Source organism: Dryocola boscaweniae (genome assembly GCF_025215095.1).
Classification (GTDB): Bacteria; Pseudomonadota; Gammaproteobacteria; order Enterobacterales; family Enterobacteriaceae; genus Dryocola; species Dryocola boscaweniae.
The window spans coordinates 253,558-280,543 of sequence record NZ_JALHAP010000078.1 but is presented as its reverse complement, the minus strand read 5'-3'; the positions used below and the strand labels follow the sequence as shown (position 1 = coordinate 280,543).

Sequence of the window (26,986 nt, the reverse complement as noted above, 5' to 3'; positions counted from 1 at the left end):
TTACGCGTTAAATGCGCCCGTAACGGTCTTTAAAACGGACGATGTCGTCTTCTTCGAGGTAAGTGCCGGAACGCACTTCAATCAGGTCGAGCGGAATTTTGCCGGGGTTTTCCAGGCAGTGCGTCACGCCCAGCGGAATATAGATGGACTCGTTTTCGCCCAGCAGCTTCACGTCATCGCCAAGGGTGACTTTCGCCGTGCCCGCCACCACAATCCAGTGTTCAGCCCGATGATGGTGCATCTGCAAAGACAAACCTTCGCCCGGCTTCACGGTGATGCGCTTCACCTGATAACGGTCGCCGGAATCGATGGAGTCGTATTTACCCCACGGGCGGTAGACTTCGCGGTGATTGTGGTGTTCATGACGGCCGTCGTGCTTAATCTGCTCAACAACCTTCTTCACGCTCTGAACGTGATCGCGGTCGGCGATAAGCACGGCGTCTTTGGTCTGCACCACAACTAAATCTTTAACGCCAACCGTCGTCACGAGGCCGGATTCCGCATAGATATAGCTGTTTTCCGTTTCATGGCTTATCACGTCGCCGTGATGCACGTTCCCTTCCGGGCTTTTGGCGCTGATTTCCCACAGGGAAGACCAGGAGCCCACGTCGCTCCAGCCCGCGTCCATCGGCACCACTACCGCATCGGCGGTTTTTTCCATTACCGCGTAGTCGATTGACTCGTCCGGGCAGGCCAGGAAGGCCGCTTCATCCACGCGCACAAAATCCAGATCCGGGTCAACGTTCGCCATAGCGTTTTCGCACGCGGCCAGAATATCCGGACGGAATTTTTTCAACTCTTCGAGGTAACGCCCGGCGCGGAACAGGAACATGCCGCTGTTCCAGTAGTATTCGCCGCTGGAAACGTAGCCCTGCGCGGTTTCAGCATCCGGCTTCTCGACAAACTGCGCCACGCTAAACGCCACAGCGTCCACGCCGGCCGTTTCTGGCTGTCCACGGCGAATGTAGCCGTAGCCCGTTTCCGGCAAATTCGGCACGATGCCGAACGTCACCAGCTTGCCCGCTTCGGCATACGGCAGCGCGTTACGCACCGCTTCGCGGAAAGCATCTTCATTCTGAATCACGTGGTCGGCGGCAAGGATAAGCATCAGCGGATCGGACTGCGGCTGATTGCGAATGGCAGCCAAAGCCGCCAGCGCGATGGCCGGAGCGGTGTTGCGTCCGGCAGGCTCCAGCACGATATTTTCCGTCAGCTTGTTGAGCTGGCGAAGCTGCTCAGCGACGATAAAACGGTGTTCTTCGTTGCAGATAACCACCGGGCTTTCGCACTGTACGCCGTTTAAGCGGCAGATGGTGGTTTGCAACATAGTCAGTTCCCCTTTCAGGCACAGGAACTGTTTCGGGTAAAGCACGCGGGACAGAGGCCACAAACGGCTGCCGTTCCCGCCAGCCATAATGACCGGATAAAGCTGCGAATGACTCATGATTTAACCCCGACATCTTGTGGAGAGATAGCTGCAATAAATTGACTCAGCACGTTCTCTTTTTCGAGCGTGCGTTCGGCATACTCACGTGCCACCGTATTGTGCGCGGGTAATTGCAGGCAGCGTTCAATCCCGACGGCCAGCGCGTCGGCAGACTCTGGCTCCACGCACACGGCAATGCCGGGATACAGTTCGCAAAGCTGACCGAGCTCGGTTTCCGGCTCAGCGGTAATCACCGCATTGCCGCCAACGGCCAAAATGTTGGTCAGCTTGGACGGCAGCACGGCGTCTGCTGCGCCGCGGCGCTGAATAACCAGATGGCAATCGGCAACACGCAATAGCGCAGGCAAAGCGTCGTAAGGCTGCAACGGATGGAACGCCACGTTATGCAGGCCACGATCCGCTACCCCTTTTTCGAGGCGTTTTTTCCCGCCGCCCTGACCGACAATCACAAACAGATACGGCTGCTCCGCAAAGCGCTCAGCAACATCAATAACCGTTTCCAGGCCCTGTTTTTCCCCGATGTTGCCGGAGTACAGAATTATCTTTTTGTCTGCTGGCAGCCGCAGGCTTTCGCGCACAATTTGCACTTCCTGCGCCGAAACATCGCGAAAACGCTCTACTTCCGACCAGTTCGGGAAGAAGATCACGCGTTTCGGATCAACGCCCTTCTCGATGGCCTTGTTCATCATCGAGCGCGAAATCGTCGACACATTGTCGACGTTATGCAGGCAGCTCTGTTCGAAGCGCTGAGCAAGCTTCGCAACTTTGCCTTTGCCGCCGCCCGCCATGCCCAGACCGAGCATAGCGTCCACTTCGTAATCCTGAATATGCAGCAGCGTTTGCGCCCCGCTCAGTTTTGCAAGCCACCGCATGCCCGGTACGCAAAAGAGAGTCGGCACCACGCCGATAATGCGATCCGGCTTCCAGCGACGTTGCGCCAGCAGCGGGAAGAAAGAACTCACCGCAAAGCTGCCTAAATGAATCAGGCGCTTTAAGGTGGAAGGCTGTTTCGGCACGTACAACGGGCAGCGCCAGACGGTCGCAGCACCCTGCTCTTTTTTATACTTCCATGCCGAATAATCCGGATGAACTTCCCAGACCGGATAATAAGGAGGTGCGGTGATAACGCGCACCTCATGGCCCTGGCTGGTCATCCACTCCACCATTTCACCGGTGTATTTCCCGATACCGGTCAGCTCCGGTGAGTAGTTAATGCCGTAGACCAGAATTTTCATAAACCGGGTACCTTGCCTTTGCCTTGTCTGATGAAATAGGCGCGGCTATTGTCGTGCACATCATCGCGCTTCAGTAACGCTTCCGGCGTCAGCCAGCAGTAGTCCCTGTGCTGCTCGACAGGCAGCGTCAGCCTGCTGTCATCCACCCGCAGGCGGTAGCCGAGCACGATGTAGTGGGTGGAAAAATCCTGCCCTGAAAAATTGTCGTCGTAAAAGTGCTGCCACACGCCGTAAAACTCCCCGTCCTCAAGCGTGAAGCGCTGGCCCAGCTCCGCCTCGGTTAAACGGACGAAAGCGTCGGCCAGGGTTTCATCTTTCTGCACCCGTCCGCCCGGCACGAACCAAAAGCCCTGGGCAGGGCGATTGGTGCGCAACCCCAGCAGGTATTCACCCGCCAGGTTTTCCACAACGAGATCGATGGAGATTAGCGGCGTAGCACGGACTACGGTGGCGAAATCTTCCTGACTCAGAAACATGCTTACCCCCGGAACCGGGACTGGTTTTCGAGGAACCACTGGTAGGTGCTGGCAAGGCCAGGCTCCAGGGCGATCTCGTGATACCAGCCAAGACGGCGCAGACGGGTCACATCCAGCAGTTTGCGCGGCGTACCGTCCGGTTTTGACGCATCGAACACCACGCGGCCACGGTAGCCCGTCACCTTCGCGATGGTCTGCGCCAGCTCGCGGATGGTGCAGTCCACGCCGGTGCCGACGTTGATGTGCGACAGCATCGGTTCGGTGTTTTCCGCCCACACTTCCGGGTCCAGCTCCATCACATGAATGCTGGCGGCCGCCATGTCATCCACGTGCAGGAACTCGCGCATCGGCGTGCCGCTGCCCCACACCACCACATCCGGCGTGCTCTGCTCGGTCGCTTCATGGAAGCGGCGCAGCAGGGCCGGGATAACGTGAGAATTGCTCGGGTGGAAGTTATCGTTCGGCCCGTACAGATTCGTCGGCATCACCGAGCGGTAATCGCGGCCAAACTGGCGGTTATAGGATTCGCACAGCTTGATCCCGGCGATTTTGGCAATCGCATACGGCTCGTTGGTGGCTTCAAGCGTGCCCTGCAGCAGCTCGCTTTCCGCAATCGGCTGGCTGGCCATCTTCGGATAAATGCACGATGAGCCGAGGAACAGCAGCTTGTTCACGTTGTGCGTATGCGCGGCGTGAATGATGTTGCTCTCAATCATCATGTTTTCGTAGATGAAGTCCGCCGGGTAGGTATTGTTCGCCACAATCCCGCCCACTTTCGCGGCGGCCAGGTACACCTGGTCGATACGCGCCTCGGCAAAGAAGGCGTTCACCGCGGCGGCGTCCAGCAGATTCAGTTCATCACGGCCACGCAGCACGAGTTCGACGTCATCACGTTGCTCAAGCTGGCGGACGATGGCCGAACCGACCATCCCACGGTGGCCGGCAACAAAGATACGTTTTTTATTCATGCTCAGGACTCCAGCGCGATGGCAACCTCGTAACCGTGGGACTTCAGCAGGGAGTGTTTCTTCGCTGCTTCCAGGTCTTTCGCCACCATCTCACCGACCATCTCCTGCAGGGTGATTTCCGGTTTCCAGCCCAGTTTTTCGTGTGCCTTGGTCGGGTCGCCCAGCAGGGTTTCCACTTCAGCAGGACGGAAGTAACGCGGGTCGACGGAGACAATCACGTCGCCCGGCTTCACGCCCGGCGCGTCGTGTCCGGTTACGGAAACCACGATGCCCTTCTCTTCCACGCCGGTGCCTTCAAAGCGCAGTTTGATGCCCAGTTGCGCCGCGGCCATTTCCACGAACTGACGCACGGAATACTGCACGCCGGTGGCAATCACGAAGTCATCCGGGGTTTCCTGCTGCAGCATCATCCACTGCATTTTCACGTAGTCTTTGGCATGGCCCCAGTCACGCAGGGAATCCATGTTGCCGAGGTACAGGCACTTTTCCAGGCCCTGGGCGATGTTGGCGATCGCACGGGTGATTTTACGGGTCACGAAGGTTTCGCCGCGGCGCGGGGATTCGTGGTTGAACAGGATGCCGTTACAGGCATACATGCCGTAGGATTCGCGGTAGTTAACGGTTATCCAGTAAGCGTACAGTTTCGCCACCGCATACGGGGAACGCGGATAGAAAGGCGTGGTCTCTTTCTGCGGGATTTCCTGCACCAGGCCGTAGAGCTCAGAAGTAGAAGCCTGATAGAAACGGGTTTTCTTCTCAAGGCCCAGGAAGCGGATGGCCTCCAGCAGGCGCAGCGTGCCCATCGCATCCACATCGGCGGTGTATTCCGGGGATTCGAAAGAAACCGCCACGTGGCTCATCGCGCCCAGGTTATACACTTCGTCCGGCTGCACTTCGGAAAGAATACGGGTCAGGTTGGAGCTGTCTGTCAGATCGCCGTAGTGCAGATGGAATTTCGGGTTGCTGGCGTGCGGGTCCTGATAGATATGGTCCACGCGTTCGGTGTTGAAAGAGGAGGCGCGGCGTTTGATGCCATGCACTTCGTAACCTTTTTCCAGCAGCAGTTCCGCCAGATAGGAGCCGTCTTGTCCGGTTACACCCGTGATGAGAGCTACTTTAGTCATAATAATTCCTATGATTGAAGATAAAATTAAGCGCCTTATTGCTAAATAAAGGCCCTACGCTCGATCGCGTATTTTTACTGCTGGGTTACCCCGGCAAACGGCATTCGCCGGTAATGATTTATAAACGCTGCTGCGGGCGCCAACGACGGTGCCATCACCAATCGTGACGCTGGGTGAAACAAAAACGTCCGTTGCCAGCCAGCATTTTTCGCCAATCACAATGGGCGTGGCGGTAATATCAAAATGCTTGCTCATATAATCGTGACTGCCGGTACATAAATAACACTTTTGTGACACCACGGAATTTGCGCCGATGGAGATCTCGCCCAGGGTATATAAAACGGCGTCGTCGCCAACCCAGGCGTAATCACCGAGCGTTAATTTCCACGGGTAAGTAATTTTTACCGACGGGCGAATCACAACACCTTTACCAATTTTCGCGCCAAACAAACGTAATAAAAAGGCGCGCCAGCGGTATAACACCTGCGGAGACCAGGCAAATAATGTCGCCTGTACCGCCCACCACATCTGGACTTTAATGCCGTTGCTGCCCCGAAAACCTTTTGGTACCGAGAAGCCGCTTAATTCCTGCATAATATTTCCTTATTTTCGTCGGATGACGCTAACGCTTATCCGACCTACGAATTAAGTTGCAGTTGTCGTGGATAAGCGGCAGCGCCATCCACCTCAGGCTTTGTTATATAAAGCCTTAGCTTTACCGGTAGTTCGCATACGAAGCTTGAATGACAGCTCGGCGATAAATCCAGGCACGCCTAAAATTTTGCGCTGAACATTTTTCGCATCACGGCACAATTCAATATTATTGGACGTTGAAACGCCGCCCATTGAAAATTCAGAGACCATGCCCTTAACGCGTTTAAACGCATAGCCGCTTTTGTACATTTTGGCCGCAAGTGCATAATCAGAAGAGACTTTATATTGCAGATCGTAAGGATATTTTCTAAGGCCATCTAGCGGAAAAAATATTGCCTGATGGCTGGCGGGCAGGCTGTGGTAAATATACCAACCCTGCTTGGCGCGACGCTGGATTTTTGTTCCATCACCAAAATCCAGCAGGGCATCGCCGATAATCATGGCGTTATTTTGGGCGGGCATAGCAGCGAGCTGACGCACGACCTGTGCGATGTCCTGGTGAAAAATATCACCGGAATTGAGGAACAACGCATAACGGCCCTGCGCCATATCAATGCCTTTATTCATCGCATCGTAAATGCCGTTATCTTTCTCGCTAACGAAACGTAAGTTGTACTGTCCGTTGAGGTTTTCCAGAAAGTCCGCCGTGCCGTCCTGCGAGTTACCGTCAACCACAATCCATTCAAAGGTGATGTCGGATGCCTGCGCCAGGTGAGCCAGCGACTGCCAGGTTTTTTCCACCCCGGCTAAATTTTTCCAGGCAACGGTGATTACACTTAATAACATGATTGTGGGCCTCATCAGCAATTCGTTATCTTGAGTGCCTTACGTAAAATAAACGGACAAACAATCAAGAAAGCATATTCCGGGCTAAAAATTGAACCGGTAAAAAACAGTGATACGGGTGTAAAAAGCCAGAGCTGTACGCGGAAATTTTCATTATTCCCAAATGCCGTACGCATCATTTTAATGACTTTCCACATGTACCAGACAGTCAATAGCACTGCGAACCAGGAAAAATAAATAATTAGCAGATACAGACCATTGTCTACTGTTTTACCGACGTCCGCACCGTTAAAGATTCCGAATGATGCGACATATTCATATAAAGAACCAAACCGTACTACGCCATCAATATGCGTCAGGGAATATCCCACCATTGCCAGCGGGCCAATAATACGATAATACGATGATGACCCTTCGGTGCCTAAATCGCCCAGACGCGTGGCGATATAAGGGAAGGCGAATATTAACCCTACTAAAAATACTGCCAAAGAAATAATCGCTAACGGCAACTTCTTCTTTATGGCACTTTTATTAAGGTACTGGAATGCCCATTCAAGAAGGTAAAACAGGATGAAGGTCATCACCCCTGAGAACGATCCTGAAAGGATAATCCCTAAAAGAATCATACCATCAGTTTTCGGCGTTTTGATACCAAACTGTTTGATGCTGAGCCAAATTGAGATTAACGCCAGAGCGAAGAACGCTGGTTCAAAATAAAGCGCGGTAGTTCTTCGCCCGCCAAAGCTAATAAAGTTCAGTACATAGCTATTACTGTAAATAAGAAACTTCGAAATTTTCTCAATCAGGCTGCTGCCGCCGGTGAGTATAATTTGCGCCATTTCCGCAGCCGCCAGCGTCACAATAATTCCGACAACCGCGTAAAATAACCGCAATATTTTTCGGTGATTGCGTTGCGAAATAGTCTTAAAGCGGCAGCTCCAGGTCATGGCCAGAATCAGCACGATATACACAAATAATAATGTCGAGGTGACATATTTGCTGGCATCCAGCGACTGGCCAAAGATGTAGTTAAAAGCGGTTAACCCGGCGCCGATGCCCAGCGCAATCATCAATTTTTTAACGCTAATGCGTTCGATGTACAAAAAGAGGATGGCGGGTAAGAAGGTCACTATTGTTACCGGGAAGCTTTCACCCAGCGAGGCAAGCTTAACGTTGACCACCAGATAGATGAACGGTAACAGCAGGTAACTACAGATTCTGATAGAACGAGACATATTCCTCCAGCATCTGTTGTCCACTGTAAGATCTGCGGCTGGTGGTTTTGAACGCCTGCAAATCCATGCCGAAGACCTGCTGCGCGAGCTCGGCTTTCGGTAGTTTCACAAGCTCCAGCACCTGTGTTTCGCTGAACGTTTTGCCGCCAACTTTGCGCAGCACTTCATCTGCGGCTTCGCTTTGCGTGGCAATGACCGGCACGCCGATGGACAACGCTTCGCACAGAATCAGCGGGTAGTTATCCACTTTTGAGCTGAACACCAGCGAATCCATTTCGTTAAGCTCGCTCATCAGCGCTTTTTTATCGGTCATATAGCCGTGGTTCACCACGTTCGGCCCGTTGAAAGGCGAGAACTTGCCGAAGGTGTGCAGTTCGATATTGTCGCCCAGCGCCATCATGGCCTGAACTAGCTTCTGATTCGTTTTGCCGTCATAACGCAAATCGTGAGCAACAACGGCTACTTTTGGTTTTTCGCGGCTTGCTTCGGTTAACGGCAGCTCGGCGAGAATAGCTTCGGTTGCCACATCAATACCGTTATTGATGATTTTGCAGCGCCCTGCCCCGTAAATCTGATTAAACGCGTCGGCGACATGCTGGCTGGGTGAAATAAACCGGCAGCCGAGCGCGAGCATTTCGCGAAATAGCTGGCGCTTGGAGTCCACCAGCAGATGCGCCCGGTCAACCTTGACCGGCGGATAGTTATTCAGCGACGGGCATTTTTCGCAGCCGGTTTTCCAGCCTTCGCAGCCATCAAGAAATGCGCAACGTCCGGTAATGCTCCAGTGGTCGTGCAGCGTCCAGACAAAAGTGACGTCATCTTTATGCGCCTTAACGCGCTGGCAAAACGACACCATCTCTTCAAGGTTCAGCCAGTAGCTGTGCACCACGTGAAAATGCAGCACGACCGGCCCGCTTGTGCGGGTGACTTTGCGATAAAGTTTATTCAGGTTGCCGAACGGGTCGCGGTTGAAGAAGCGGAATAGAATGATGTTGGCAATCGACGTCAGGCGCGGCGTATGTTTTTCAACATCGGCGAACTTATCGTGGCTTGCGCTTTTCTTGCCGCCTTTTCCGTAACCGTAAATAAAGCGCGAAGATAAACCCGCTTCGCGCGCGCGCTGGTGCAGGTCGAGCGCCACACCCGCAGCGCCCCCTTCGGCCAGGCGCACATTAAATTGCATGATATTCATTTAATTACCTTTACTCGCGCTTTCTCACCTACCACCAGCGCGTTATCCGGCACGTTGTCCAGCACTACGCTGCCCGCGCCCACGGTGACATTATTGCCAAGCGTGATATCGCCAATGATGATGACATTCGCCCCCAGCTCAACGCCGTTACCGATTTTCGGGCACGCGAGACTTTGCCCGCGGTTACCGATGGTCACGCCGTGACGGATAGTGAAATCATCTCCGGCGACCACGAATTTATTGATAACAACGGCGTAACCGTGGTGAATGGTAAAACGTCTGCCAATGGTGGCCGCAGCCTGGATTTCATAGCCAAACAGGCACTCGGTCACAAAGCGGTAAAGCAGCAAAACAGGGGCAGCCCAAAGATTGTTGATGACGTTTTTTTTGCGCCACACCGAGCAAAAATGCGCAATGCGGTAGGCCATCACCATGCAGCACGGACGAAGGCTCCAGGAGTTTGCGCGGAGATCTTCAAGCACGATTATTTCCCCCGTAGCCCATCGGCCAGGCGCTTGGTATTGCGCACGGACAACAGCGCCATCAGCGTACGTAAAGACATGCGCTTATTGCGGATCTGGTAGAGCGTAAAGAGCTGATATTTCTTGCTGGCGCGGTCAAATTTATCTTTATGCTTCTGATAGAAGTGAAAATAGCCCGCAAACTTTTTGGTCGATTTCGTTATCTGCATTTCGCCATGGTTGATGTGCAGAATTTGCGTGGCCTCTTCCACTTTCCACGGCTGGCCGTACTCCACCACCATGCGCAGGAAAATATCGTAGTCCTGCGCCGCCGCCAGTTGCGTGTCGAACAGGCAGGTTTTAAAGCGATCGGCATAGGTGAAGACCTGGTTGCCGATGATATTGCGCTTAAAAAATAGCTTCAGGGAATACGGCGACTTTGGATAGAGCGGCAGGCTGGTCGGCTGCGAATAAACCTGACCTTCGCAAACGTAGTCGTTCGCATACAGGAAAGCGTGCGTCACCAGTTGGTGCTTGTGTTCAAGAAACACGGACAGGCGGTTCGGCGTCCATTCATCGTCGTCATCAATACCGGTAATAAATTCTCCCGTCGCCTGGCCAATGGCCTGATTGCGCACCGCGCAGGCGCCGGAGTTAAAGTCATTACGGGTGTAGCGCACGCGCTCATCGTTAAGCTCTTCGACAAAAAGCTGAAGCTGTTCAAAAGAGGATGAGCAGTCATCAACGATGATCATTTCCCAGTTTTCAAAATCCTGGCGCAGCACGGATTTGATGGCGCGAATGGCCAACTGCTGACGATTCCAGGTAGGCATATAAATAGAAATCAGCGGGCGCGATGCAGTGGTATTCATAACACTCCCCAAAAAAGTCTCGTTGATGAGAAAAGTGCAACTTTCGCGGTGGATGGCGCTATCGCTTACCCGCCCTGCGCATGCGAAACGCAGGAAGGATAAGCAATGCGCCACCCGCCATTTAGCGCAGGGTTATTTAGAATCAGATTTATATTCGTATTCGTAGTAACCGTAATCCTCATACCCCGCCGCACGGCGGAAGATGGAGTTCAGGATCACGCCACGCACCTGGATGCCGTTCTGTTCAAAGCGGCTGAGGCTGGTTTCCACCTCTTTGAGCGTGTTCACCGCATAACGCGCAACCATAAGCGTGGTGCCGGCGTGGCGGCCAACAACGGCGGCGTCGGTAACGGCAAGGATTGGCGGGGTATCGATAAGCACCAGGTCGTAATGCTCACTTGCCCATTTAACCAGTTCGCCAAAGCGGTCGCTCATCAGCAGTTCGGAAGGGTTCGGCGGCACCTGCCCACGCGGGACGAGGTCGAAATTAGGCACCGAGGTTTTCTGCGCGCAGCGCGCGATATCGCCCTGGCCTGCCAGCACATCGGAAAGCCCGTTCACGTTGGTGGTTCCCAGCAGTTCGTGGGTATAGCCTTTACGCATGTCACAGTCGATAAGCAGCACGCGCTTGTTAGTCTGGCTAATGACCGCAGCGAGGTTGGCGCAGACAAAGGTTTTACCGATTGACGGGCTCACGCCGGTCAACATCAGAACATTGTTGGTCGCCTGCATCATGGCAAAGTGCAGGCTGGTGCGCAGGCTGCGGATGGCTTCAATCGCCAGATCCGTAGGATTCCCCACCGCCAGAAGCTGGCTTTGTTTATTGCGCCTGGCCCCTTTGACGTTACGCACGGTGGCGTTGTCGCGGGATTTTTGCCATTCGGACAGCGGAATGCTGGCATAAACGCTAAGCCCCGCCTCTTCCAGAACCGCCGGGCTTTCGATGCCACGGTTAAACAGGGAACGCAGCAGCACGCCGACAATCGACAGCATCAGGCCAAGGATAATGGCACCCAGCACAATTAACGCTTTTTGCGGCTTAACGATACCTGGCTGGGTAATGGCCGAGTCAACGATGCGCACGTCGCCCACGGTGCTGGCCTCGGTGATTTTCAGCTCCTGCTGTTTATTCAACAATTGCATGTAAACCTGCTGACCGGATTCCACATCGCGGGTCAAACGCACGATTTCCTGCTGCGTTTTCGGCATTGCGGTCACGCGACCGTTCAGGCGAGCTTTTTCATCTTCCAGCGTCTGGCGTTTTTCCAGCAACGTGCGGTAAGCCGGGTGAGCTTTGGTGTAGAGCTTGGAGATTTCGGCTTCTTTGAAGGTCAGCTCGTTAAGCTGCGAATCAATGTTAACCATGGTGTCGAGGACCGATTTCGCTTCCAACGACAAATCTACCGAGTCCTGCTGCTGACGATAGGCGTTCAGTTTGTTTTCAGCCGCATCCAGACGGCTACGCACTTCCGGTAGCTGTTCGGCCAGGAATTTAAGGCTCTTCGCCGCTTCTTCCGATTTACGCTGAACGTTCTGCTCCAGGTAATTACGGGTGATGCTGTCAAGGATGGCGCGAATCTGATCTTTATCTTCGCCGGTATAAGACAGGCTCAGTACGCCGGTATCTTTACCGTTTTCAGCCACGGTCAGATTGCCCTGTAGCTGATTGATCATGCCGAGCGTGGAGTATTTGGTGACGGTAAAGGTGTCGCCGACCTGCGCTTTAATGCTGTCCACCTTCATGGTGACGCCGCCTTTGCTCAGCGTCTGTCCAACCTGTCCTTTAGCGCTAAAACCATTGTCGCTGGTTAACTGATACTGGGTTGGGCTCAGCACTTCAACGGTAAAAATATCTTTGCCCGCGCCCGCAGGCAGGTTGAAGTCGGTGACTTTTACCGTGTCGTTCTGGCGGCCATGAAGCCGGTCCCAGCCTGCGCCAAACAGCCAGAAGCTGTTTTTGACTACGGCAATATCGAGATTGAGATCGTCAACGGTTTTCCCCAGCACCAGACGGGACTGAATGAGCTGCATTTCAGCGGCGGAAGCCGGCGGCTTATTTGAAAGCGCGGAGCTGATGTCATTTACCAGTGAATTTCCGGCGTTTTGTTCGATTTGCACCAGCGCATCGGCTTTATAAATCGGCGTGGCAAACAGGACGTAAACCACGGCCAGCAGCGCGAATACCGCTGTGATGCCAAGCACCCACCAGCGGGCCTCAAGAACGGTGCCAAACAGACGGCCAATATCGATTTCGTCATTGCCCTCGGTCGAGGCGCTCGAACGATGTACTTTGTCAGTCATTGTTATCCCTGATGAGCGTTGAGTGCGTTAGCCCACTTTTGGGCGGAAAGGTCGAGAAGGTCATAGACCGCTTCGAAAGCGTCGCGGCTTTTGCGGTAGGGATCGGGAATTTCCCGCTCCGCATCCCAGTGACCAAAGAGCATCACTTTGCCGCGCATCTCTGGCGCCATTTCGCAGATAGCGGAGATATGGCGTTTTTCCATCGTGAGGATCAGATCGTAATCGCGGCACATTCGGCCTGAGACCTGCTGCGCGCAATGGCCGTCGAGAGAAAGGTTGTGCTCCTGCGCCACGCGAATGGCGCTGGCATCAGCCCCTTTTCCCACCAACGCCCCCAGTCCCGCGGAGTTAACGGTAAGCGCGGGGTGGTAAGACTTGAGCAGGCGTTCGCCGGTTGGCGACCGGCAAATATTCCCCACACACACCACAAGAATTTTGTTAAACATAGCGCGTTACCATGTATGGATATCTTTGGCTGTATCCGTCATATAACGAACACCGCTGATAGTTGGCAGCAACTGGTTGATCAGGCGGTTCCAACGGGTGACCGGTGCGGTTGTGACGTACACCACATCGTATGGCTGTAGCTGGAATTCGGTGCCCATCACCAGCGAGGTCGCGTCGGACATATCAAGCTGGTAAATGTTGGCAATCTTGCCGCCCTGCTGCCCTTTCAACGGACGAATCACGAAGATGCCGCTGGCGTTGGACGAGGTCATATCCAGACCTTCCGCCTGGCCAAGCGCTTCGGTCAGCGTCATGCCGCTGAAGTCCATTTTCAGGGTGGTTTGTTTTTTCACTTCGCCCATGACGAACACTTTCAGGTCGTCGTTGCGCGGAACGAACAGGATGTCGCCCGGATACAGCAGGTGGTTCTGGCTCAGATCGCCGTTCTGCATCAGCGCCTGCAATGAGATACGTTTTTCCTGGCCGTTGTGGGTCAGCACCACGTTGCGCCAGTCAGCGGCGTCGGTCAGCCCGCCTGCGGCGTTGATGGCATCAAGAATGGTCAGCGGAACGTTGGTGATCGGCTGCTGGCCGGATTTGTTCACCTGGCCGGAGACATAGGCTTTTTGCGAGCGGAAGGCGGCGATATTAACGTCCACCTGCGGGTCAGCAATGTACTGCGCAAGGCGGCCGGTAATATCACTACGGATCTCGGCCAGAGTTTTGCCGGTCACTTTTACTTTGCCCACATACGGATAGAACATGGTGCCGTCAGACTGCACCCAGTTACCGGCATCGCTTGAGCTACGATACTGGCCGGCAGGCGTGGTCAACTCAGGGTGATCCCAGACGGTGACGTTAAGCACGTCTCCCGGGCCTACGCGATATTGATAGGCTGAAATCTCCTGGTCCAGAGACATATTTGGCTGAGCCACTGCGGGACGCACGCGTAATTGTTCAACCAGCCGAGGCGTTAACGGATAAACGTTAACCATACGATCCAGATCGAAGTCTGCATCCTGCTGCTTGATAACATCTTTTCCCACCGTAGACATATTGCTACCAGGCAGTACTGTGCAACCGCTCATTAGGGTCACCGACACCAATAAAGGCATCAATTTAAGTTTGTATTTTATCATTGAGTATTTATCACTATGGCAGAGTAATTATCCTGAGCGAATAAAATAAGCGACCAATTAGTCAGATGGGCGCAGCAGAAAATTGAACATACTGTCGGTCATAAATAATTGGCATCAGTCCTAAAATTCGCTTATTTCCTGACGTCCTGTTGACAGAATAATTGAGGCGTAAACTCTTGCCTTCAGGCATGCTACCGCCCTTGGCTTACAGTCACCAACCTACTGAAACAAAAGCAGATAATAAGAGGACACTGTTCCTAAGATAAATCTGTATTTATTTATCTATAAGGCAGAGTTACGAGTAATGAAGCGCTAAGTGCCACACCAACTAATTATAAAAAAATACATCCATTGCCAGACACTGATATCGATTGTTACAGCTAACCCTAACGCAGGCAAGGTGCCCGGCAGGAATACAGATACTTTTAAGATTAGTATTAATGCGACAAAACTCAGGCTTTAGGAATTTCTTTATATTGACAAAAAATTAATTCAGAGTAATAGCGAGAATATATACGGATATATCTCATATATATTGTTTCATAATAAATACATATCACCGTCTTATTTTGTTCATTTTTTAATTATTTACCCTGGTTACTGGGTGGATATATAACGCAAAAAAACATGAATAGCGGATATTAGTTAAGATTAGTCTCAGGGAGTCATTGCAATTTAGCAGAGGATTACCCATCCTTTCATTGTGACATTTGTCATACTTTAATGCTTTTTAAATGAAAGAAGGTGCATAAAGCCATATGGAATGGATTGCCGATCCATCAATTTGGGCCGGGCTGGTCACGCTGGTCGTTATCGAGTTAGTGCTGGGCATCGATAACCTGGTGTTTATCGCCATCCTTGCCGAGAAACTTCCACCAGCGCACCGTGACCGCGCCCGTATCACCGGGCTTATCCTTGCCATGCTTATGCGCCTGCTTCTGCTGGCGTCTATCTCCTGGCTTGTGACGCTCACAAAACCCCTCTTTAATGTCGGAGAGTTTGGCTTTAGCGCCCGCGACTTGATCATGCTCTTCGGCGGGTTATTCCTGCTTTTCAAAGCGACGGTGGAGCTAAACGAGCGGCTGGAGGGAAAAGACAGCGAAACGCAAACGCAACGGCGCGGCGCGCGCTTCTGGCCCGTCGTCGCGCAAATAGTCATTCTTGATGCGGTATTTTCTCTCGACTCGGTGATCACCGCCGTTGGAATGGTGGACCATCTGGCCGTTATGATGGCCGCGGTCATTATCGCCATCAGCCTGATGCTGCTTGCCAGCAAAGCCCTGACGCGCTTTGTGAACAGCCATCCAACCATCGTTATTCTGTGCCTGAGCTTCCTGCTGATGATTGGGTTTAGCCTGGTGGCGGACGGGTTTGGTTACCACATTCCAAAAGGCTACCTTTATGCCGCGATTGGTTTCTCGGTATTGATAGAGGCGTTAAACCAGCTTGCGATTTTCAACCGCCGCCGCTTCTTGTCTGCAAACCAGTCTTTGCGCCAGCGTACCGCTGAAGCCGTCTTAAGATTGCTTAACGGTAAAAAAGAAGAAGCGGAGCTTGATGCCCAGACGGCATCGCTGATCGCCGATCATGACCAACAGAACGGAATATTTAATCCCCAGGAACGGCTGATGATCGAACGCGTGCTGAACCTCAATCAGCGTACCGTCAGCAGCATTATGACTTCACGCCACGACGTGGAGCATGTGAGGCTGAGCGAGCCAGACGAGCATATTCGCGAGATCCTCGATAAAAATCAGCACACCCGCATCGTGATAACCGATGACGGCGACGAAGTGCTTGGCGTGGTGCATATTATCGATTTGCTTGCGCAATCGCTGCGCGGCGAACCGCTCAATCTTGAAACGTTAATCCGCCAGCCGCTTGTCTTCCCTGAAACGCTGCCGCTCCTGCAGGCGCTGGAGCAGTTCCGCAACGCGCGTACGCACTTTGCATTTGTAGTGGATGAGTTTGGTTCGATTGAAGGGATTGTGACGTTAAGTGATGTGATGGAGACTATCGCCGGCAATCTGCCTAACGAGGTCGAAGAGATTGACGCCCGCCATGATATTCAGAAAAACCCGGACGGAACCTGGACGGCAAACGGCCACATGCCGCTGGAAGATTTAGTGCAGTACATACCGCTGCCGCTCGATGACAAACGCACCTACCACACTATTGCCGGTCTGCTGATGGAATACCTGCAACGCATACCTGCCGCCGGGGAAACCGTTAAGGTAGGTAACTATCAGTTGAAAACGCTGCAGGTTGAAAGCCACCGGGTGCAGAAGGTGCAGATTGTGCCGCTGGTGGAAGATGACGAGATGAATTATGAGGTGTAGTTGAGGCAGCGTCGGGGGCACAGGGCTTACCCGACCTACAATTTTATCTGACATTTGTACGGTGGATAAGCGCCAGCGCCCTCCACCGTATTACAGAACTAAAGCTTATCCAGCAGTTGCTTAATATCCTTCGAGCGGCTGCTGTCTTTATTGCGATCCGCCCACTCTTTCAGACGACGCTTCGCCTCATCCTGCAGTTGCTTACGCAGTACCTGATCAACCTGCAGGCTGTAATTCAGCTCCGCCCATGGGCCATAAACCCGCAGCGGGATCGGCGTGTCTTTTAACAACGCAACAAGCCGGCTGTCCCCTTCCCAGCCGCCGGTGACCGTTACATCAAAGCGGGTATCACACACCTCTTTCACGAGATCCATCGTCCCTTCGCCGGTCAGCGTTAACAGCGAAGAGCCGCCGCTCATTTTCTTCAGGTCAAGCTGCCCGTTATCGAGGGTGGCCGCCGCGCTAAAGCTGTCAAGCCTGGTCACGTTCTCGTAGTTCTGCTGCGCTTTGACATCGCTGTTGCTGCGCTCAACGGCCTGCTGAATCAACTGCTGGAAGTTCATGCCCTGCAGACGGGAATTGGCCATCGTAACGCTTGCCTCTCCCTGCCATGAGCGACGGAACGCCTCGGCGTTCAGCCTGTCTCCGCTGAACTCGCCCTGCATGGAAAACTCACCGGATAAGGCAATGGGATAATCGAACGCGGTTAAAATCGGGCCGATTTCGATGTCTTCAATTTTCGGATGGAACCGTAGCTGCGGTTCGCTATCGCGCGCATCAAGTTCACCCGGTAACGACATATTTCCTTTGCCAAATTTCCCGGCCAGTTCCGTAATTTTCAGCAGGCCAAAATCATTGCTAATGGCGGAATGAACGTCGGTAAACTCCAGCCCACGCCAGCGCACGCTTTTAGCAGCAACCGAAACCTGCGCGCTAAAACCGCGAAGATTGCGGTAGGTGGTCTCTTCAACGCCTGTGGCAATAACCGGGCGCGGCAATGTATTTTGCTGCTGGCCGCGCTGAGCCGCCGTGGTGTTTGTTGCCGGCGTTGCCAGCGCAAGCTTATCCAGATTCAAATTGTTCGCATTTAAATCCGCGGCCCACTGCGGCTTCTCATCCAGAACTACGCTCGCCGATCCCTGCAGATCGCTGTCATTCGCGGTAAGCTGCAGGTTATTCAGTTCGAGTTTTTTCTCCGCCTGCCCCCAACTCACCTGTAACGTGCCGCCGCCCATAATGCCCGGCTTGGGCAAATCGGCGCCCTTGAGCTGATAAGTAAGTTGGGAAATCTTAGCATCCAGCTTCTGCGGGAAATGGCTCGCATCCAGATCGGCGACCAGCGACAAATTCAAATCGCGCTGGTCGCGGTTGATACGGCTGCTCAATTCCACATGAGCCTGCTTTTTGTCATCCTGCTCCATTTGCAGGTTGATATTACGCACGGTTATCTGTTCGTCATCCGCATGCTGGAAGACCAGCACGCTGTCGGCAACTTTGAGTTTGGCGATATCAAAAGACCAGCCTGGGTCGTTTTCAGGAACGGGAGGATTATTACCCACCGGGCCTACCGGGGCATCTTTAGGTTTGCGCTCTTCGCTTTGCGGGGTGAGCTGAATGACCGCGCCCTTAAGCATGACCTGACGAACCTGAAGCTGGTGCGAAAGCAAAGGCAGAAGCGCCACATCAAGGCGCATATTGTCTGAACTGACAAGAGGTTGTGACGCGCCGGGAGCCGTAAGAGACATTCGCCCGGACAAAATGCTGAGCTGCGGCCAGACATGCCAGCGCAAAGGCCCATCTAACGTGAGCTGATAACCGCTGCGCTGCTCGACCTGGCGAACCATATAAGCGCGAAAATCGTTGGGATTGACCAACAGGACCAACGCAGAAAGGCCGGCCACCAGCACGGCCAGCAAAATCACCAGCGCGGTTAATAATCGTCTCATAGCATCCTCTTACGGGGCATTAACTCAGTCTTTATCAATACGACTGGCTACCGCGCCCTGCTGATCGCGGTACTTCGCATCCTGGCGGCGATTATAAGGACGCGCAGCGGGGCCAGACAGAGGCTCAAAGCTTAGCGCACCGATCATCATCCCCGGGCGTAAAGCCAACGGCAATTTACCGGAATTATAGAATTCCAGCACAATGCAGCCGTGCCAGCCGGGATCGATACGATGCGCGGTAACGTGAACCATCAGGCCTAAACGAGCCAGCGAGGAACGGCCGTCCAGCCAGCCCACCAGATCGGCGGGTATCGTAACCGACTCAAGCGTAACCGCCAGCGCCAGCTCGCCCGGATGCAGGAAGAAAGCGTCGCCCTCGGCAAGCACAATTTCGTCACTCATCACGCGTTCCAGCGCTTCGGTGACTTCATCTTTTGGACCGCTAAGATCGATAAACGGTGCGGTATGACCGCTAAAGGTGCGGAATTTATTTCCCAGGCGTACGTCAACGGTCGCGCCGTTAATACGCTCAACCGGTGGACGTGGAGTAATCGTTAAACGCCCGTCATCAAGCCAGGCTTCAATATCGCGGTCACACAAACGCATCGCAGATTCTCCTTATCAAGCACAGTTATGTTTACCCTGCCACACCGGGCTACAGATATCCACGGAACGACAGATAATTACAGGGAATTCATTGTATTTTGCGAGCATGTTCGGAACTCTCGTTCATAAAAAACACGCCCGCAACGGGCCTTCAGGCGGTGAGATTATTCAAAGAATTGGCTAATTTTAGCTTTGAGAATATCAATAGCAATTCGGTTTTTGCCCCCGCGCGGCACGATGATATCGGCGTACTGTTTAGAAGGTTCGATAAACTGCAGGAACATCGGGCGGACGGTTTTCTGATACTGGGCCATTACCGAATCCATTGAACGGCCGCGTTCGTTGACGTCGCGCTTCATGCGGCGCATCAGGCAGATATCTAACGGCGTATCGACAAAAATTGAGAAGTTCATCTCTTCACGCAGCCGGGCATCCGTCAGCAGCAAAATACCTTCCAGAATAATAACTTTTTTCGGCACCAGGTGAACGGTGTTCGCGGTGCGGGTATGTTCGACATAACTGTACACCGGCAGCTCAATGGCTTTGCCGGATTTCAGCATTTGCAGGTGCTGGAACAGCAGATTGTGATCCATCGCGCTGGGATGGTCATAGTTGGTTTTAACGCGTTCTTCCATCGACAGATGGCTTTGATCTTTGTAGTAGCTATCTTCTGGAATAACACCAATGTGTTCGTCACCGACCTGATCGCGCAATTCGCGATACAGTGTACTGGCAATGAGGCTTTTCCCTGAAGCCGATGCGCCGGCTATCCCGATGATGACGCATTGATGAGACTTGTCAGTCATGTTGTTAACGAGCCTTGTAGACTTAATGTTAGGAGGGGGGACGCAGGTTGCGTCAAACGCGGCAATTATAGGGATAACCGCTGAGTGATACCAGAGTAATGGTCATCGGCGGGAGATTTTGTGCGAACAACAGGCAAACGGGATTTAATAACGATAATTTGCGTCACGGTTTTCAGCGCGCAAAGAGCATAACAATGGCTGAAATGAAAATAAGCTTATGGCGGCTGCATTTTTTATAACACGTTGATGTTAAATTATGAGCGGACGCCATAGGAATTGTAAATTGTTTGTACTAGCATAATCCGAACTCTCCTATTTTTGCATCCGGGCATGCACCTGGCGGCAGTGCCTTAACGGATTTCGCGGGAATGACCAAAAATAATATACAAAAGCAGGATACGACGCCCCACAAGTTGCTCCTGCTGGGTCTGGGGCTGTTGAGCTTTGTTTTTACTTTTTATTCTCTCAAATTAAGCCTCGCTGGCACCATACTGGCGCCGTTATGGTTTCCAACCTCGGTAATGACGGTCGCGTTTTTTCGCAATCCGCCGCGCCTGTGGACTCTGATTGCCGCTATTTGTTCAGCAGGCAATGTGGGCGCCTCGGCAGTTTTACTTCCCTTAAGCGAAATTAATTTTGTTTTCACGACCGTTAATATTATTGAGGCGGTAATAGCAGCGCTGCTCCTGCGTCGTTTTTTACCGGCGCAAAATCCTTTACAGAATCTCAACTGTTGGGTTCGCCTTGCTGTCTGTAGCGCGGTAATCCCACCGGTTATTGGCGGTTTACTCGTCATCTGGCTGGCGGGCGCTGAAGGCGATAGCGCAATAAAAACGTTCTTCGTCTGGAGTCTTTCTGAATCTATCGGCGCTTTGGCGCTTCTCCCGACGGGTTTACTGATTAAACCGCACTATTTTTTGCGCCATCGCGACCCGAAACTGCTGCTCGAAACGGTAATGACCTTCGCGATTACCCTGGCGCTGAGTTATCTCGTACTACGTTTTATGCCGTGGCCCTTCACCTTTATTATCGTTTTCCTGATGTGGAGCGCGATTCGCCTGCCTCGCCTGGAAGCATTTATTATTTTCCTCGCCACGCTGATGGTGGTTTCTTTAATGATGGCAACCAACAGCGTTTCGATGGCGATGCCGCATTTAACGGTTATCGACAGCACCCAGTGGCTGCCGTTCCTGATGATTCTGCTACCGGCCAACGTTATGACGATGGTGATGCATTCGTTTCGCGAAGAGCGCAAGCACATCACCGAGAGCGAAGCGCGTTTTCGCAACGCGATGGAATATTCCGCAATCGGCATGGCGCTGGTGTCCATTGAAGGCCAGTGGATTCAGGTCAATAAATCCCTGAGCAATTTTCTGGGCTATACGGCCGACCAGTTACGCTCGCTCACCTTCCAGCAAATCACCTATCCCGAAGACCTGCACGCGGATCTTCGACAACTTGAGATGCTGATTGCAGGCGATATCAACAGCTATTCCATGGAAAAGCGCTATTACACAAGCCAGGGTGACGTAGTCTGGGCGCTGCTTGCAGTTTCCGTGGTACGCGACACCAACAGTTCCCCGCTTTATTTAATAGCCCAGGTTGAAGACATCAACGACCTTAAGCACACCGAGTGGGTGAATAAACGCCTGATGGAACGCATCACGCTTGCAAACGAAGCTGGCGGCATCGGCATCTGGGAATGGGATTTGGCAAGCGATGTGATTAGCTGGGACAAACGCATGTTTGATCTCTACGAAGTGCAGCCGCACGTGAAGCCAACCTACCGACTCTGGGCGGAGTGCATCATCGCCGAAGATCTACCGCAGACTGAAAAAATTGTGCGTGAATCATTGCAGGCCCGCATGCCTTTCAAGCTGGAATACCGCATTAAAGTTAAAGACGGCATTCGCCATATTCGCTCCCTCGCCAACCGGGTGCTGAATAAAAACGGCGACGTTGAGCGCCTGCTCGGCATCAATATGGATATGACAGAGGTTAAGCAGCTTAACGAAGCGCTGTATCAGGAAAAAGAGCGCCTGCATATTACGCTGGATTCCATCGGCGAAGCGGTAATTTGTACCGATATCGACATGAACATCACCTTTATGAACCCGGTGGCGGAAAAGCTCAGCGGCTGCCCGCAGGACGACGCCATTGGTCAGCATATCCTCGCGATTTTACGCATTACCTTCGGCGATACCGGGCCCGTGCTTGAAAACATCCACAGCGGTGATTTTTCGCGCATGAACAATGAACAGGATGTCGTGCTGCACTGCCGTAACGGCGGCAGCTACGACATCCATTACAGCATTACGCCGCTGACGACCTTAGACGGGAAAAGTATCGGCTCGGTACTCGTTATTCAGGACGTTACCGAGTCGCGTAAAATGCTCAAACAGCTAAGCTACAGCGCCTCGCACGACAGCCTGACCCATCTTGCCAACCGCGTGAGCTTTGAAAATCATCTCAAACGCCTTTTGCAAAGCGCAGGCGAAAACCGTCAGCGCCATGCGCTGATATTTATCGATCTCGACAGATTCAAGGCGGTTAACGATACCGCCGGGCATGCAGCCGGAGACGCGCTGCTGCGTGAACTCTCTTCCATGATGCTAAGCATGTTGCGCACCGGCGACTTCCTGGCAAGGCTCGGCGGCGATGAGTTCGGCCTGCTGCTGCCGGATTGCTCAATGGACAATGCTCGCCATATTTCCGAGCGCATAATTAACTGCATTAACGACTACCACTTCGTTTGGGACGGCCGTCTGCATCGCGTTGGCGCCAGCGCCGGCATTACGCAAATTGACGCCGATAACCGCGTGGCCTCGGAAGTGCTTTCCCAGGCGGACATCGCCTGTTATGCCTCGAAGAACAGCGGCCGTGGACGCGTTACCACTTTTGAAGCGCAGCAGCATTACATGCAGAAAAACCGCAGCGTACTGGCCTTAGATGAAAAGTGGCGCATCATCAATGAAAACCCGATTCTGATGCTTGCCCTGGCCGCCGCGCCGCCGCGAGTGCCTGAGTCCGCAAGCTTCTATCTGCTGTCGCTCAAGTTCTGGAACAGCGAAGGGGAAGTTGTGGATGAGCATAGCTTCCGCAACGGGCTTGTTGAAAATGAGTTGCAGCAGGCTCTTGACCGTCGTGTGTTCAACGAATTTTTCCGTGAATATGCGCAGCAGATCGCACAAAAAGGTTTCGGCATTGCCCTTCCGCTTTCTCCTGCCGGGCTGACGAGCGATGCCTTTGTTGATGAGCTGATTGTTATGCTGGAGAACAGCCCGCTTCCGGCTCGTCTGCTGCATCTGCAAATCAATAGTCAGCTACTGCTCACCGAAGACGAGCGCGCCCATAAAAACCTGCAACGCCTTCGCGACCGCGGCTGTCAGATGGTGCTGACCCACTTAGGTCGGGATCTGGACATTTTTGACGCTATCAGCCGCCAGGTCTTCAGCTATATCATTATCGATAACGAGCTTATCCAGAATGTGCACAGCAATTTAATGGACGAAATGATGGTGACCATTATTCATGGCCATGCGCAACGCCTGGCGTTACAAACCATCGCGGGCCCGGCGGATTTACCCCTGATAATGGATACCCTTTCCGGTATCGGCGTAGATTTGATTTATGGTGAAACCATCAGCGCGCCACAGCCGCTGAGCATACTGCTGAACACCAGCTATTTCGGCATTAACTGATTTATCCGGAACTTAACGGCAGCCAGCCGTCGCTGTACCAGATGTGGAGCAGCGCATAAGAACGCCAGGGCTGCCAGCGTTCCGCATAGCGACGAATTTGTGCGGGGGTCATGCCGGGGAAGCGCTGTTTAATCAGATAGTCGTCGGGCAAAAACACATCGCTTGCCTGCCAGCCGCGTAAAGCAAAATAGTTCGCCGTCCAGCGGCCGATGCCCGGCAGGGTAATCAGTTGTTTCACTCCCAGTTCAACATTCGCCGGAATCGTCAGCGGAAATTCCCCTGCCTCAACCAAGCGCGCCAGATGAATAATCGCTTCGCCTCGTTTCAGCGGCATCCCTAACGGCTTGAGCTGTTCAGGCGTCAGCGCAGCAAGGCGGCGGGCTTCGGGAAAAAGCCGCCATTCCGGGGATCCTGCAAGCGGCTCGCCAAAGTTCTGCGCGACTTTCCCGGCAAGTTTCGCCGCCATCGCAACGCTCACCAACTGGCCCAGAATGGCCCGAATGGCCTGTTCAAAAGCATCCACGCACCCTGGCAATCGCAGCCCCGGCCGCGCCTGAGCCAGTTCGCCAAGGCTTTCCAGCAGCGGCTGAGGCTGGCGGTCCAGATCCAGCAGCTTGCGCACTCTTACCAGAACTTCCCCCGCCACCGGCAGCAATCCTTCGGATAAAGTGACTTTCAGCACATGGCGAGTTTCATCAGGTTCGAGCGTGATTAGCCCGTGATGTTGGCCTAAAGCAAAGCTGCGGCAATAGCGCGCTGGCGTGACCGTTTCAATGCCAGAAACCGCACGTGCGCTCAGAAAACCGAACATCCATTGCCAGTCGTAAGGCGGGTGGTAAACAAGTTCAAACATAGTTGATTCCCATGGCTTTTTATGGACTTAGCATAATAGCAAAAGCCAATTCCTGCCTTGCTTTGATATTCAGTTGCCCACGGCGACGCATTCCGCTAAAGTCGCCCCCCTTCTCACCGGCATGGGGATGTTATGCAATTTATAGGCTTTGATTATGGTACGGCAAACTGTTCAGTTGCGGTGATGCGCGAGGGCGCCCCCCGGCTTCTGGAAATGGAAAACGGCTCTTCCCTGCTTCCCTCTATGCTGTGCGCCCCCACGCGCGAAGCGGTCAGCGAATGGCTTTATCGTCACCATCAGGTTCCGGCCAATGGCGACGAAACTCAGGCGCTGCTGCGTCGCGCCGTGTCGTTTAACCGTGAAGAAGATATCGAGGTGCTGCCGGGCAGCGTGCAGTTTGGCTTAAGTTCGCTGCGCCAGTACATGGAAGACCCGGAAGAGGTTTACTTCGTAAAATCGCCGAAATCATTCCTTGGCGCCAGCGGGCTGAAACCACAGCAGGTCGCGCTGTTCGAAGATTTGGTTTGCGCCATGATGGTACATATCCGCAACCAGGCGCAAACGCAGGTCGCAGAGCCTATTCACCAGGCCGTGATTGGCCGTCCGATTAACTTCCAGGGCTTAGGCGGCGAAGAAGCCAACCAGCAGGCGCAGGGCATTCTTGAACGTGCGGCGCATCGCGCCGGGTTCCAGGACGTGGTGTTCCAGTTTGAACCCGTTGCCGCAGGGCTTGATTTTGAAGCCTCGCTCAGCGCTGAAAAACAGGTGCTGGTGGTGGATATCGGCGGCGGTACGACGGACTGCTCTGTTCTGCTGATGGGTCCGCAATGGCACACGCGTCGCGACCGCGAGCACAGTTTACTCGGTCACAGCGGCTGCCGCGTCGGTGGAAACGATCTCGACATCATGCTGGCTTTCAAGCAGCTTTCACCGCTGCTGGGCATGGGGGGTCAAACGGAAAAAGGGATTGCCCTTCCTGTATTGCCATGGTGGAACGCCGTTGCCATCAACGATGTGCCGGCGCAGAACGATTTTTACAGCTCCGCCAATGGAAGAATGCTGGGCGAACTGGTGCGCGACGCGCGCGAATCGGACAAAGTGGCGTACCTGCAAAAAGTATGGCGTCAGCGTCTGAGCTACCGTCTGGTGCGCGCTGCGGAAGAGAGCAAAATTGCCCTTTCCGACAGCGAGCAGGTTGCCACAATGCTGCCATTTATCGCCAAAGAGCTGGGCTGCGAAATCACCCAGGCCGAGCTGGAAAGCGCTATCAGCCAGCCGCTCCAGCGCATTCTGGAACAGGTTACGCTTGCTCTTGAAACCAGCGATGTGAAGCCGGATGTGATTTATCTTACCGGCGGCAGCGCCCGTTCGCCGCTGATAAAACATGCGCTGGCGCAAAAGCTACCGGGTATTGAGCTTGCCGGAGGCGATGATTTCGGCTCGGTGACCGCCGGTCTTGCACGCTGGGCTGAAGTGGTGTTTCGCGGCTAAGTAAAAAGCCGTGAAGGGATTCACGGTTTAAATTACTTCTACGTGTTTTACACCTTCCGGAAACTCAATCTGTAACGAGAGCGTGCCGCCAAGCGCTTCAATGTAGCGTTTTAACGTGCCAAGTTTTATTTCATTGCCCCGCTGTTCAATAGCCGTAATTGCGGGTTGGCTGATGCCCATTGCTTCTGCCAACTGCTTCTGCGACCAGCCCATTTCTTCCCGTATCAGATGCAGACAAGTTTCCAGAATCAGTTCCTGGGTGCCTTGAGCAATACGCTTCTGGCTCTCAGGCGAGCGGCGAGCAATTAACTCTTCCAGACTTGTATAACCTTTCATCTTATTTCTCCTGTAAATTCAACCAGGCGATAAACTCTCTATCCGCAGCAGCGATCATCTTTTCGTAGTAACGCTTGCTCTTTGATTTGTCCCCCGCGCAAAGCACAATGGCATTGCGGCGGTAATCAAAAATATAAAAAGCCCTTATTGGCCGCCCGCGGTGCTGAATTCTTAATTCTTTCATATTGGCGAAGCGGGAGCCCTTAACCGTATCAGCATAAGGGCGGGATAAAGCAGGGCCCCAAAATTTCAGGTGCCCATAGCCTTAAGCATGTTTTCCTGAAGATCGTCGTTTTGTTCTTCAAACCACTCTTCAAAACATCGGGTCAATAAAACCGTCCATGTCATAACCACACCTTATAAACTATAGTTTATATTTATTGCCGAAGTCACAGTTTATTGGTGGTTTTTTAAACTGAATATAGCTATCCCAAAGGGATGCGAGGCGTCCCGAAGAAAAGCCCTCAATCAGATTTATCCATACAGTACTTCATATTTCCTTCATTTTTCAGCGCCTGCGGGTCTCTACACTAGTATCATTAAGCCTAATCGTTTCAGGAAGAGAAGACGT

Annotated in this window: 22 protein-coding genes and 1 pseudogene; 3 read left to right on the top strand and 20 right to left on the bottom strand. The window is 53.1% G+C overall.

The genetic code is table 11. The features are described 5' to 3' along the window. Window positions 1–7: 7 nt before the first annotated feature. The 14 genes from cpsB to MUA00_RS12270 form a co-directional block, all read right to left on the bottom strand. On the bottom strand, window positions 8–1,444 hold the full coding sequence (cpsB, locus tag MUA00_RS12335; RefSeq protein ID WP_271123333.1) for a mannose-1-phosphate guanyltransferase: 1,437 nt from the start codon (window positions 1,442–1,444) through the stop codon (window positions 8–10). After that, window positions 1,441–2,682 carry a colanic acid biosynthesis fucosyltransferase WcaI gene (gene wcaI / locus MUA00_RS12330; protein WP_271123332.1) on the bottom strand — a complete coding sequence of 414 codons (1,242 nt, stop codon included), beginning with the start codon at window positions 2,680–2,682 and terminating at the stop codon, window positions 1,441–1,443. Before wcaI ends, cpsB begins: the two co-directional genes overlap by 4 nt. Then, window positions 2,679–3,158, bottom strand: a complete 480-nt coding sequence (locus tag MUA00_RS12325; protein WP_271123331.1) for a GDP-mannose mannosyl hydrolase — start codon at window positions 3,156–3,158, stop codon at window positions 2,679–2,681. Before MUA00_RS12325 ends, wcaI begins: the two co-directional genes overlap by 4 nt. Window positions 3,159–3,160: 2 nt before the next feature. Further along, on the bottom strand, window positions 3,161–4,126 hold the full coding sequence (gene fcl, locus MUA00_RS12320; protein WP_271123330.1) for a GDP-L-fucose synthase: 966 nt from the start codon (window positions 4,124–4,126) through the stop codon (window positions 3,161–3,163). 2 nt (window positions 4,127–4,128) lie between these two features. Next, window positions 4,129–5,250: a GDP-mannose 4,6-dehydratase gene (gene gmd / locus MUA00_RS12315; protein ID WP_271123329.1), complete on the bottom strand. Its 1,122-nt coding sequence runs from the start codon at window positions 5,248–5,250 to the stop codon at window positions 4,129–4,131. A 54-nt stretch (window positions 5,251–5,304) separates the two neighbouring features. Then, window positions 5,305–5,844, bottom strand: coding sequence for a colanic acid biosynthesis acetyltransferase WcaF (gene wcaF, locus MUA00_RS12310; RefSeq protein WP_271123328.1), 540 nt, complete (start codon window positions 5,842–5,844; stop codon window positions 5,305–5,307). 93 nt (window positions 5,845–5,937) lie between these two features. Beyond that, window positions 5,938–6,690, bottom strand: a complete 753-nt coding sequence (wcaE, locus tag MUA00_RS12305) for a colanic acid biosynthesis glycosyltransferase WcaE (RefSeq protein ID WP_271123327.1) — start codon at window positions 6,688–6,690, stop codon at window positions 5,938–5,940. Between the two features lie 14 nt (window positions 6,691–6,704). Continuing rightward, entirely contained in the window at window positions 6,705–7,925 is a 1,221-nt protein-coding gene (gene wcaD, locus MUA00_RS12300) for a colanic acid polymerase WcaD (RefSeq protein ID WP_271123326.1), read from the bottom strand. Then, window positions 7,900–9,117, bottom strand: coding sequence for a colanic acid biosynthesis glycosyltransferase WcaC (wcaC, locus tag MUA00_RS12295; protein WP_271123325.1), 1,218 nt, complete (start codon window positions 9,115–9,117; stop codon window positions 7,900–7,902). The genes wcaD and wcaC overlap by 26 nt, the downstream gene beginning before the upstream one ends. After that, window positions 9,114–9,599, bottom strand: coding sequence for a colanic acid biosynthesis acetyltransferase WcaB (gene wcaB / locus MUA00_RS12290; protein ID WP_271123324.1), 486 nt, complete (start codon window positions 9,597–9,599; stop codon window positions 9,114–9,116). Before wcaB ends, wcaC begins: the two co-directional genes overlap by 4 nt. Before the next feature lie 2 nt (window positions 9,600–9,601). Next, window positions 9,602–10,450 carry a colanic acid biosynthesis glycosyltransferase WcaA gene (wcaA, locus tag MUA00_RS12285; RefSeq protein ID WP_271123323.1) on the bottom strand — a complete coding sequence of 283 codons (849 nt, stop codon included), beginning with the start codon at window positions 10,448–10,450 and terminating at the stop codon, window positions 9,602–9,604. A gap of 132 nt (window positions 10,451–10,582) precedes the next feature. Further along, window positions 10,583–12,751 carry a tyrosine-protein kinase Wzc gene (wzc, locus tag MUA00_RS12280; RefSeq protein WP_271123322.1) on the bottom strand — a complete coding sequence of 723 codons (2,169 nt, stop codon included), beginning with the start codon at window positions 12,749–12,751 and terminating at the stop codon, window positions 10,583–10,585. A 2-nt stretch (window positions 12,752–12,753) separates the two neighbouring features. Beyond that, the gene (wzb, locus tag MUA00_RS12275) at window positions 12,754–13,197 is read right to left on the bottom strand and encodes a low molecular weight protein-tyrosine-phosphatase Wzb (protein WP_271123321.1); all 444 of its coding nucleotides are present in this window, start codon (window positions 13,195–13,197) and stop codon (window positions 12,754–12,756) included. 6 nt (window positions 13,198–13,203) lie between these two features. Continuing rightward, window positions 13,204–14,337 (bottom strand): polysaccharide export protein, encoded by a 1,134-nt coding sequence (locus MUA00_RS12270; protein ID WP_271123320.1) that lies wholly within the window; start codon window positions 14,335–14,337, stop codon window positions 13,204–13,206. Between the two features lie 758 nt (window positions 14,338–15,095). Between MUA00_RS12270 and MUA00_RS12265 the strand changes: the two genes are divergently transcribed. After that, window positions 15,096–16,676 (top strand): TerC family protein, encoded by a 1,581-nt coding sequence (locus MUA00_RS12265; RefSeq protein WP_271123319.1) that lies wholly within the window; start codon window positions 15,096–15,098, stop codon window positions 16,674–16,676. Between the two features lie 98 nt (window positions 16,677–16,774). Here the strand turns inward: MUA00_RS12265 and asmA are convergent, their stop codons facing one another. The 3 genes from asmA to udk all read right to left on the bottom strand — a co-directional run bounded on the left by asmA (window position 16,775) and on the right by udk (window position 20,034). Next, complete coding sequence (gene asmA / locus MUA00_RS12260; RefSeq protein ID WP_271123318.1) at window positions 16,775–18,622, bottom strand: outer membrane assembly protein AsmA; 1,848 nt, start codon at window positions 18,620–18,622, stop codon at window positions 16,775–16,777. Window positions 18,623–18,646: 24 nt separating this feature from the next. After that, on the bottom strand, window positions 18,647–19,228 hold the full coding sequence (gene dcd / locus MUA00_RS12255) for a dCTP deaminase (RefSeq protein ID WP_271123317.1): 582 nt from the start codon (window positions 19,226–19,228) through the stop codon (window positions 18,647–18,649). A 164-nt stretch (window positions 19,229–19,392) separates the two neighbouring features. Beyond that, window positions 19,393–20,034: a uridine kinase gene (gene udk, locus MUA00_RS12250; protein ID WP_271123316.1), complete on the bottom strand. Its 642-nt coding sequence runs from the start codon at window positions 20,032–20,034 to the stop codon at window positions 19,393–19,395. A 368-nt stretch (window positions 20,035–20,402) separates the two neighbouring features. Here udk and MUA00_RS12245 point away from each other — a divergent pair, with 368 nt between their 5' ends. Further along, window positions 20,403–23,735 (top strand): diguanylate cyclase, encoded by a 3,333-nt coding sequence (locus MUA00_RS12245; protein ID WP_271123315.1) that lies wholly within the window; start codon window positions 20,403–20,405, stop codon window positions 23,733–23,735. A gap of 1 nt (window position 23,736) precedes the next feature. Here MUA00_RS12245 and alkA read toward each other — a convergent pair whose 3' ends face one another. Continuing rightward, entirely contained in the window at window positions 23,737–24,588 is an 852-nt protein-coding gene (gene alkA / locus MUA00_RS12240) for a DNA-3-methyladenine glycosylase 2 (RefSeq protein ID WP_271123314.1), read from the bottom strand. 132 nt (window positions 24,589–24,720) lie between these two features. Here alkA and yegD point away from each other — a divergent pair, with 132 nt between their 5' ends. Next, complete coding sequence (gene yegD, locus MUA00_RS12235; RefSeq protein ID WP_271123313.1) at window positions 24,721–26,079, top strand: molecular chaperone; 1,359 nt, start codon at window positions 24,721–24,723, stop codon at window positions 26,077–26,079. A 27-nt stretch (window positions 26,080–26,106) separates the two neighbouring features. Here the strand turns inward: yegD and MUA00_RS12230 are convergent, their stop codons facing one another. Further along, window positions 26,107–26,415 carry a helix-turn-helix domain-containing protein gene (locus MUA00_RS12230; RefSeq protein WP_271123312.1) on the bottom strand — a complete coding sequence of 103 codons (309 nt, stop codon included), beginning with the start codon at window positions 26,413–26,415 and terminating at the stop codon, window positions 26,107–26,109. 1 nt (window position 26,416) lies between these two features. Beyond that, window positions 26,417–26,763, bottom strand: a pseudogene (locus MUA00_RS12225) (type II toxin-antitoxin system RelE/ParE family toxin). Window positions 26,764–26,986 lie beyond the last annotated feature (223 nt).

Coding starts and splice junctions, on each gene's coding strand:
- cpsB (WP_271123333.1), bottom strand. CDS start 1,444: ATGAGTCATTCGCAGCTTTATCCGGTCATTATGGCTGGCGGGAACGGC.
- wcaI (WP_271123332.1), bottom strand. CDS start 2,682: ATGAAAATTCTGGTCTACGGCATTAACTACTCACCGGAGCTGACCGGT.
- MUA00_RS12325 (WP_271123331.1), bottom strand. CDS start 3,158: ATGTTTCTGAGTCAGGAAGATTTCGCCACCGTAGTCCGTGCTACGCCG.
- fcl (WP_271123330.1), bottom strand. CDS start 4,126: ATGAATAAAAAACGTATCTTTGTTGCCGGCCACCGTGGGATGGTCGGT.
- gmd (WP_271123329.1), bottom strand. CDS start 5,250: ATGACTAAAGTAGCTCTCATCACGGGTGTAACCGGACAAGACGGCTCC.
- wcaF (WP_271123328.1), bottom strand. CDS start 5,844: ATGCAGGAATTAAGCGGCTTCTCGGTACCAAAAGGTTTTCGGGGCAGC.
- wcaE (WP_271123327.1), bottom strand. CDS start 6,690: ATGTTATTAAGTGTAATCACCGTTGCCTGGAAAAATTTAGCCGGGGTG.
- wcaD (WP_271123326.1), bottom strand. CDS start 7,925: ATGTCTCGTTCTATCAGAATCTGTAGTTACCTGCTGTTACCGTTCATC.
- wcaC (WP_271123325.1), bottom strand. CDS start 9,117: ATGAATATCATGCAATTTAATGTGCGCCTGGCCGAAGGGGGCGCTGCG.
- wcaA (WP_271123323.1), bottom strand. CDS start 10,450: ATGAATACCACTGCATCGCGCCCGCTGATTTCTATTTATATGCCTACC.
- wzc (WP_271123322.1), bottom strand. CDS start 12,751: ATGACTGACAAAGTACATCGTTCGAGCGCCTCGACCGAGGGCAATGAC.
- wzb (WP_271123321.1), bottom strand. CDS start 13,197: ATGTTTAACAAAATTCTTGTGGTGTGTGTGGGGAATATTTGCCGGTCG.
- MUA00_RS12270 (WP_271123320.1), bottom strand. CDS start 14,337: ATGATAAAATACAAACTTAAATTGATGCCTTTATTGGTGTCGGTGACC.
- MUA00_RS12265 (WP_271123319.1), top strand. CDS start 15,096: ATGGAATGGATTGCCGATCCATCAATTTGGGCCGGGCTGGTCACGCTG.
- asmA (WP_271123318.1), bottom strand. CDS start 18,622: ATGAGACGATTATTAACCGCGCTGGTGATTTTGCTGGCCGTGCTGGTG.
- dcd (WP_271123317.1), bottom strand. CDS start 19,228: ATGCGTTTGTGTGACCGCGATATTGAAGCCTGGCTTGATGACGGGCGT.
- udk (WP_271123316.1), bottom strand. CDS start 20,034: ATGACTGACAAGTCTCATCAATGCGTCATCATCGGGATAGCCGGCGCA.
- MUA00_RS12245 (WP_271123315.1), top strand. CDS start 20,403: ATGACCAAAAATAATATACAAAAGCAGGATACGACGCCCCACAAGTTG.
- alkA (WP_271123314.1), bottom strand. CDS start 24,588: ATGTTTGAACTTGTTTACCACCCGCCTTACGACTGGCAATGGATGTTC.
- yegD (WP_271123313.1), top strand. CDS start 24,721: ATGCAATTTATAGGCTTTGATTATGGTACGGCAAACTGTTCAGTTGCG.
- MUA00_RS12230 (WP_271123312.1), bottom strand. CDS start 26,415: ATGAAAGGTTATACAAGTCTGGAAGAGTTAATTGCTCGCCGCTCGCCT.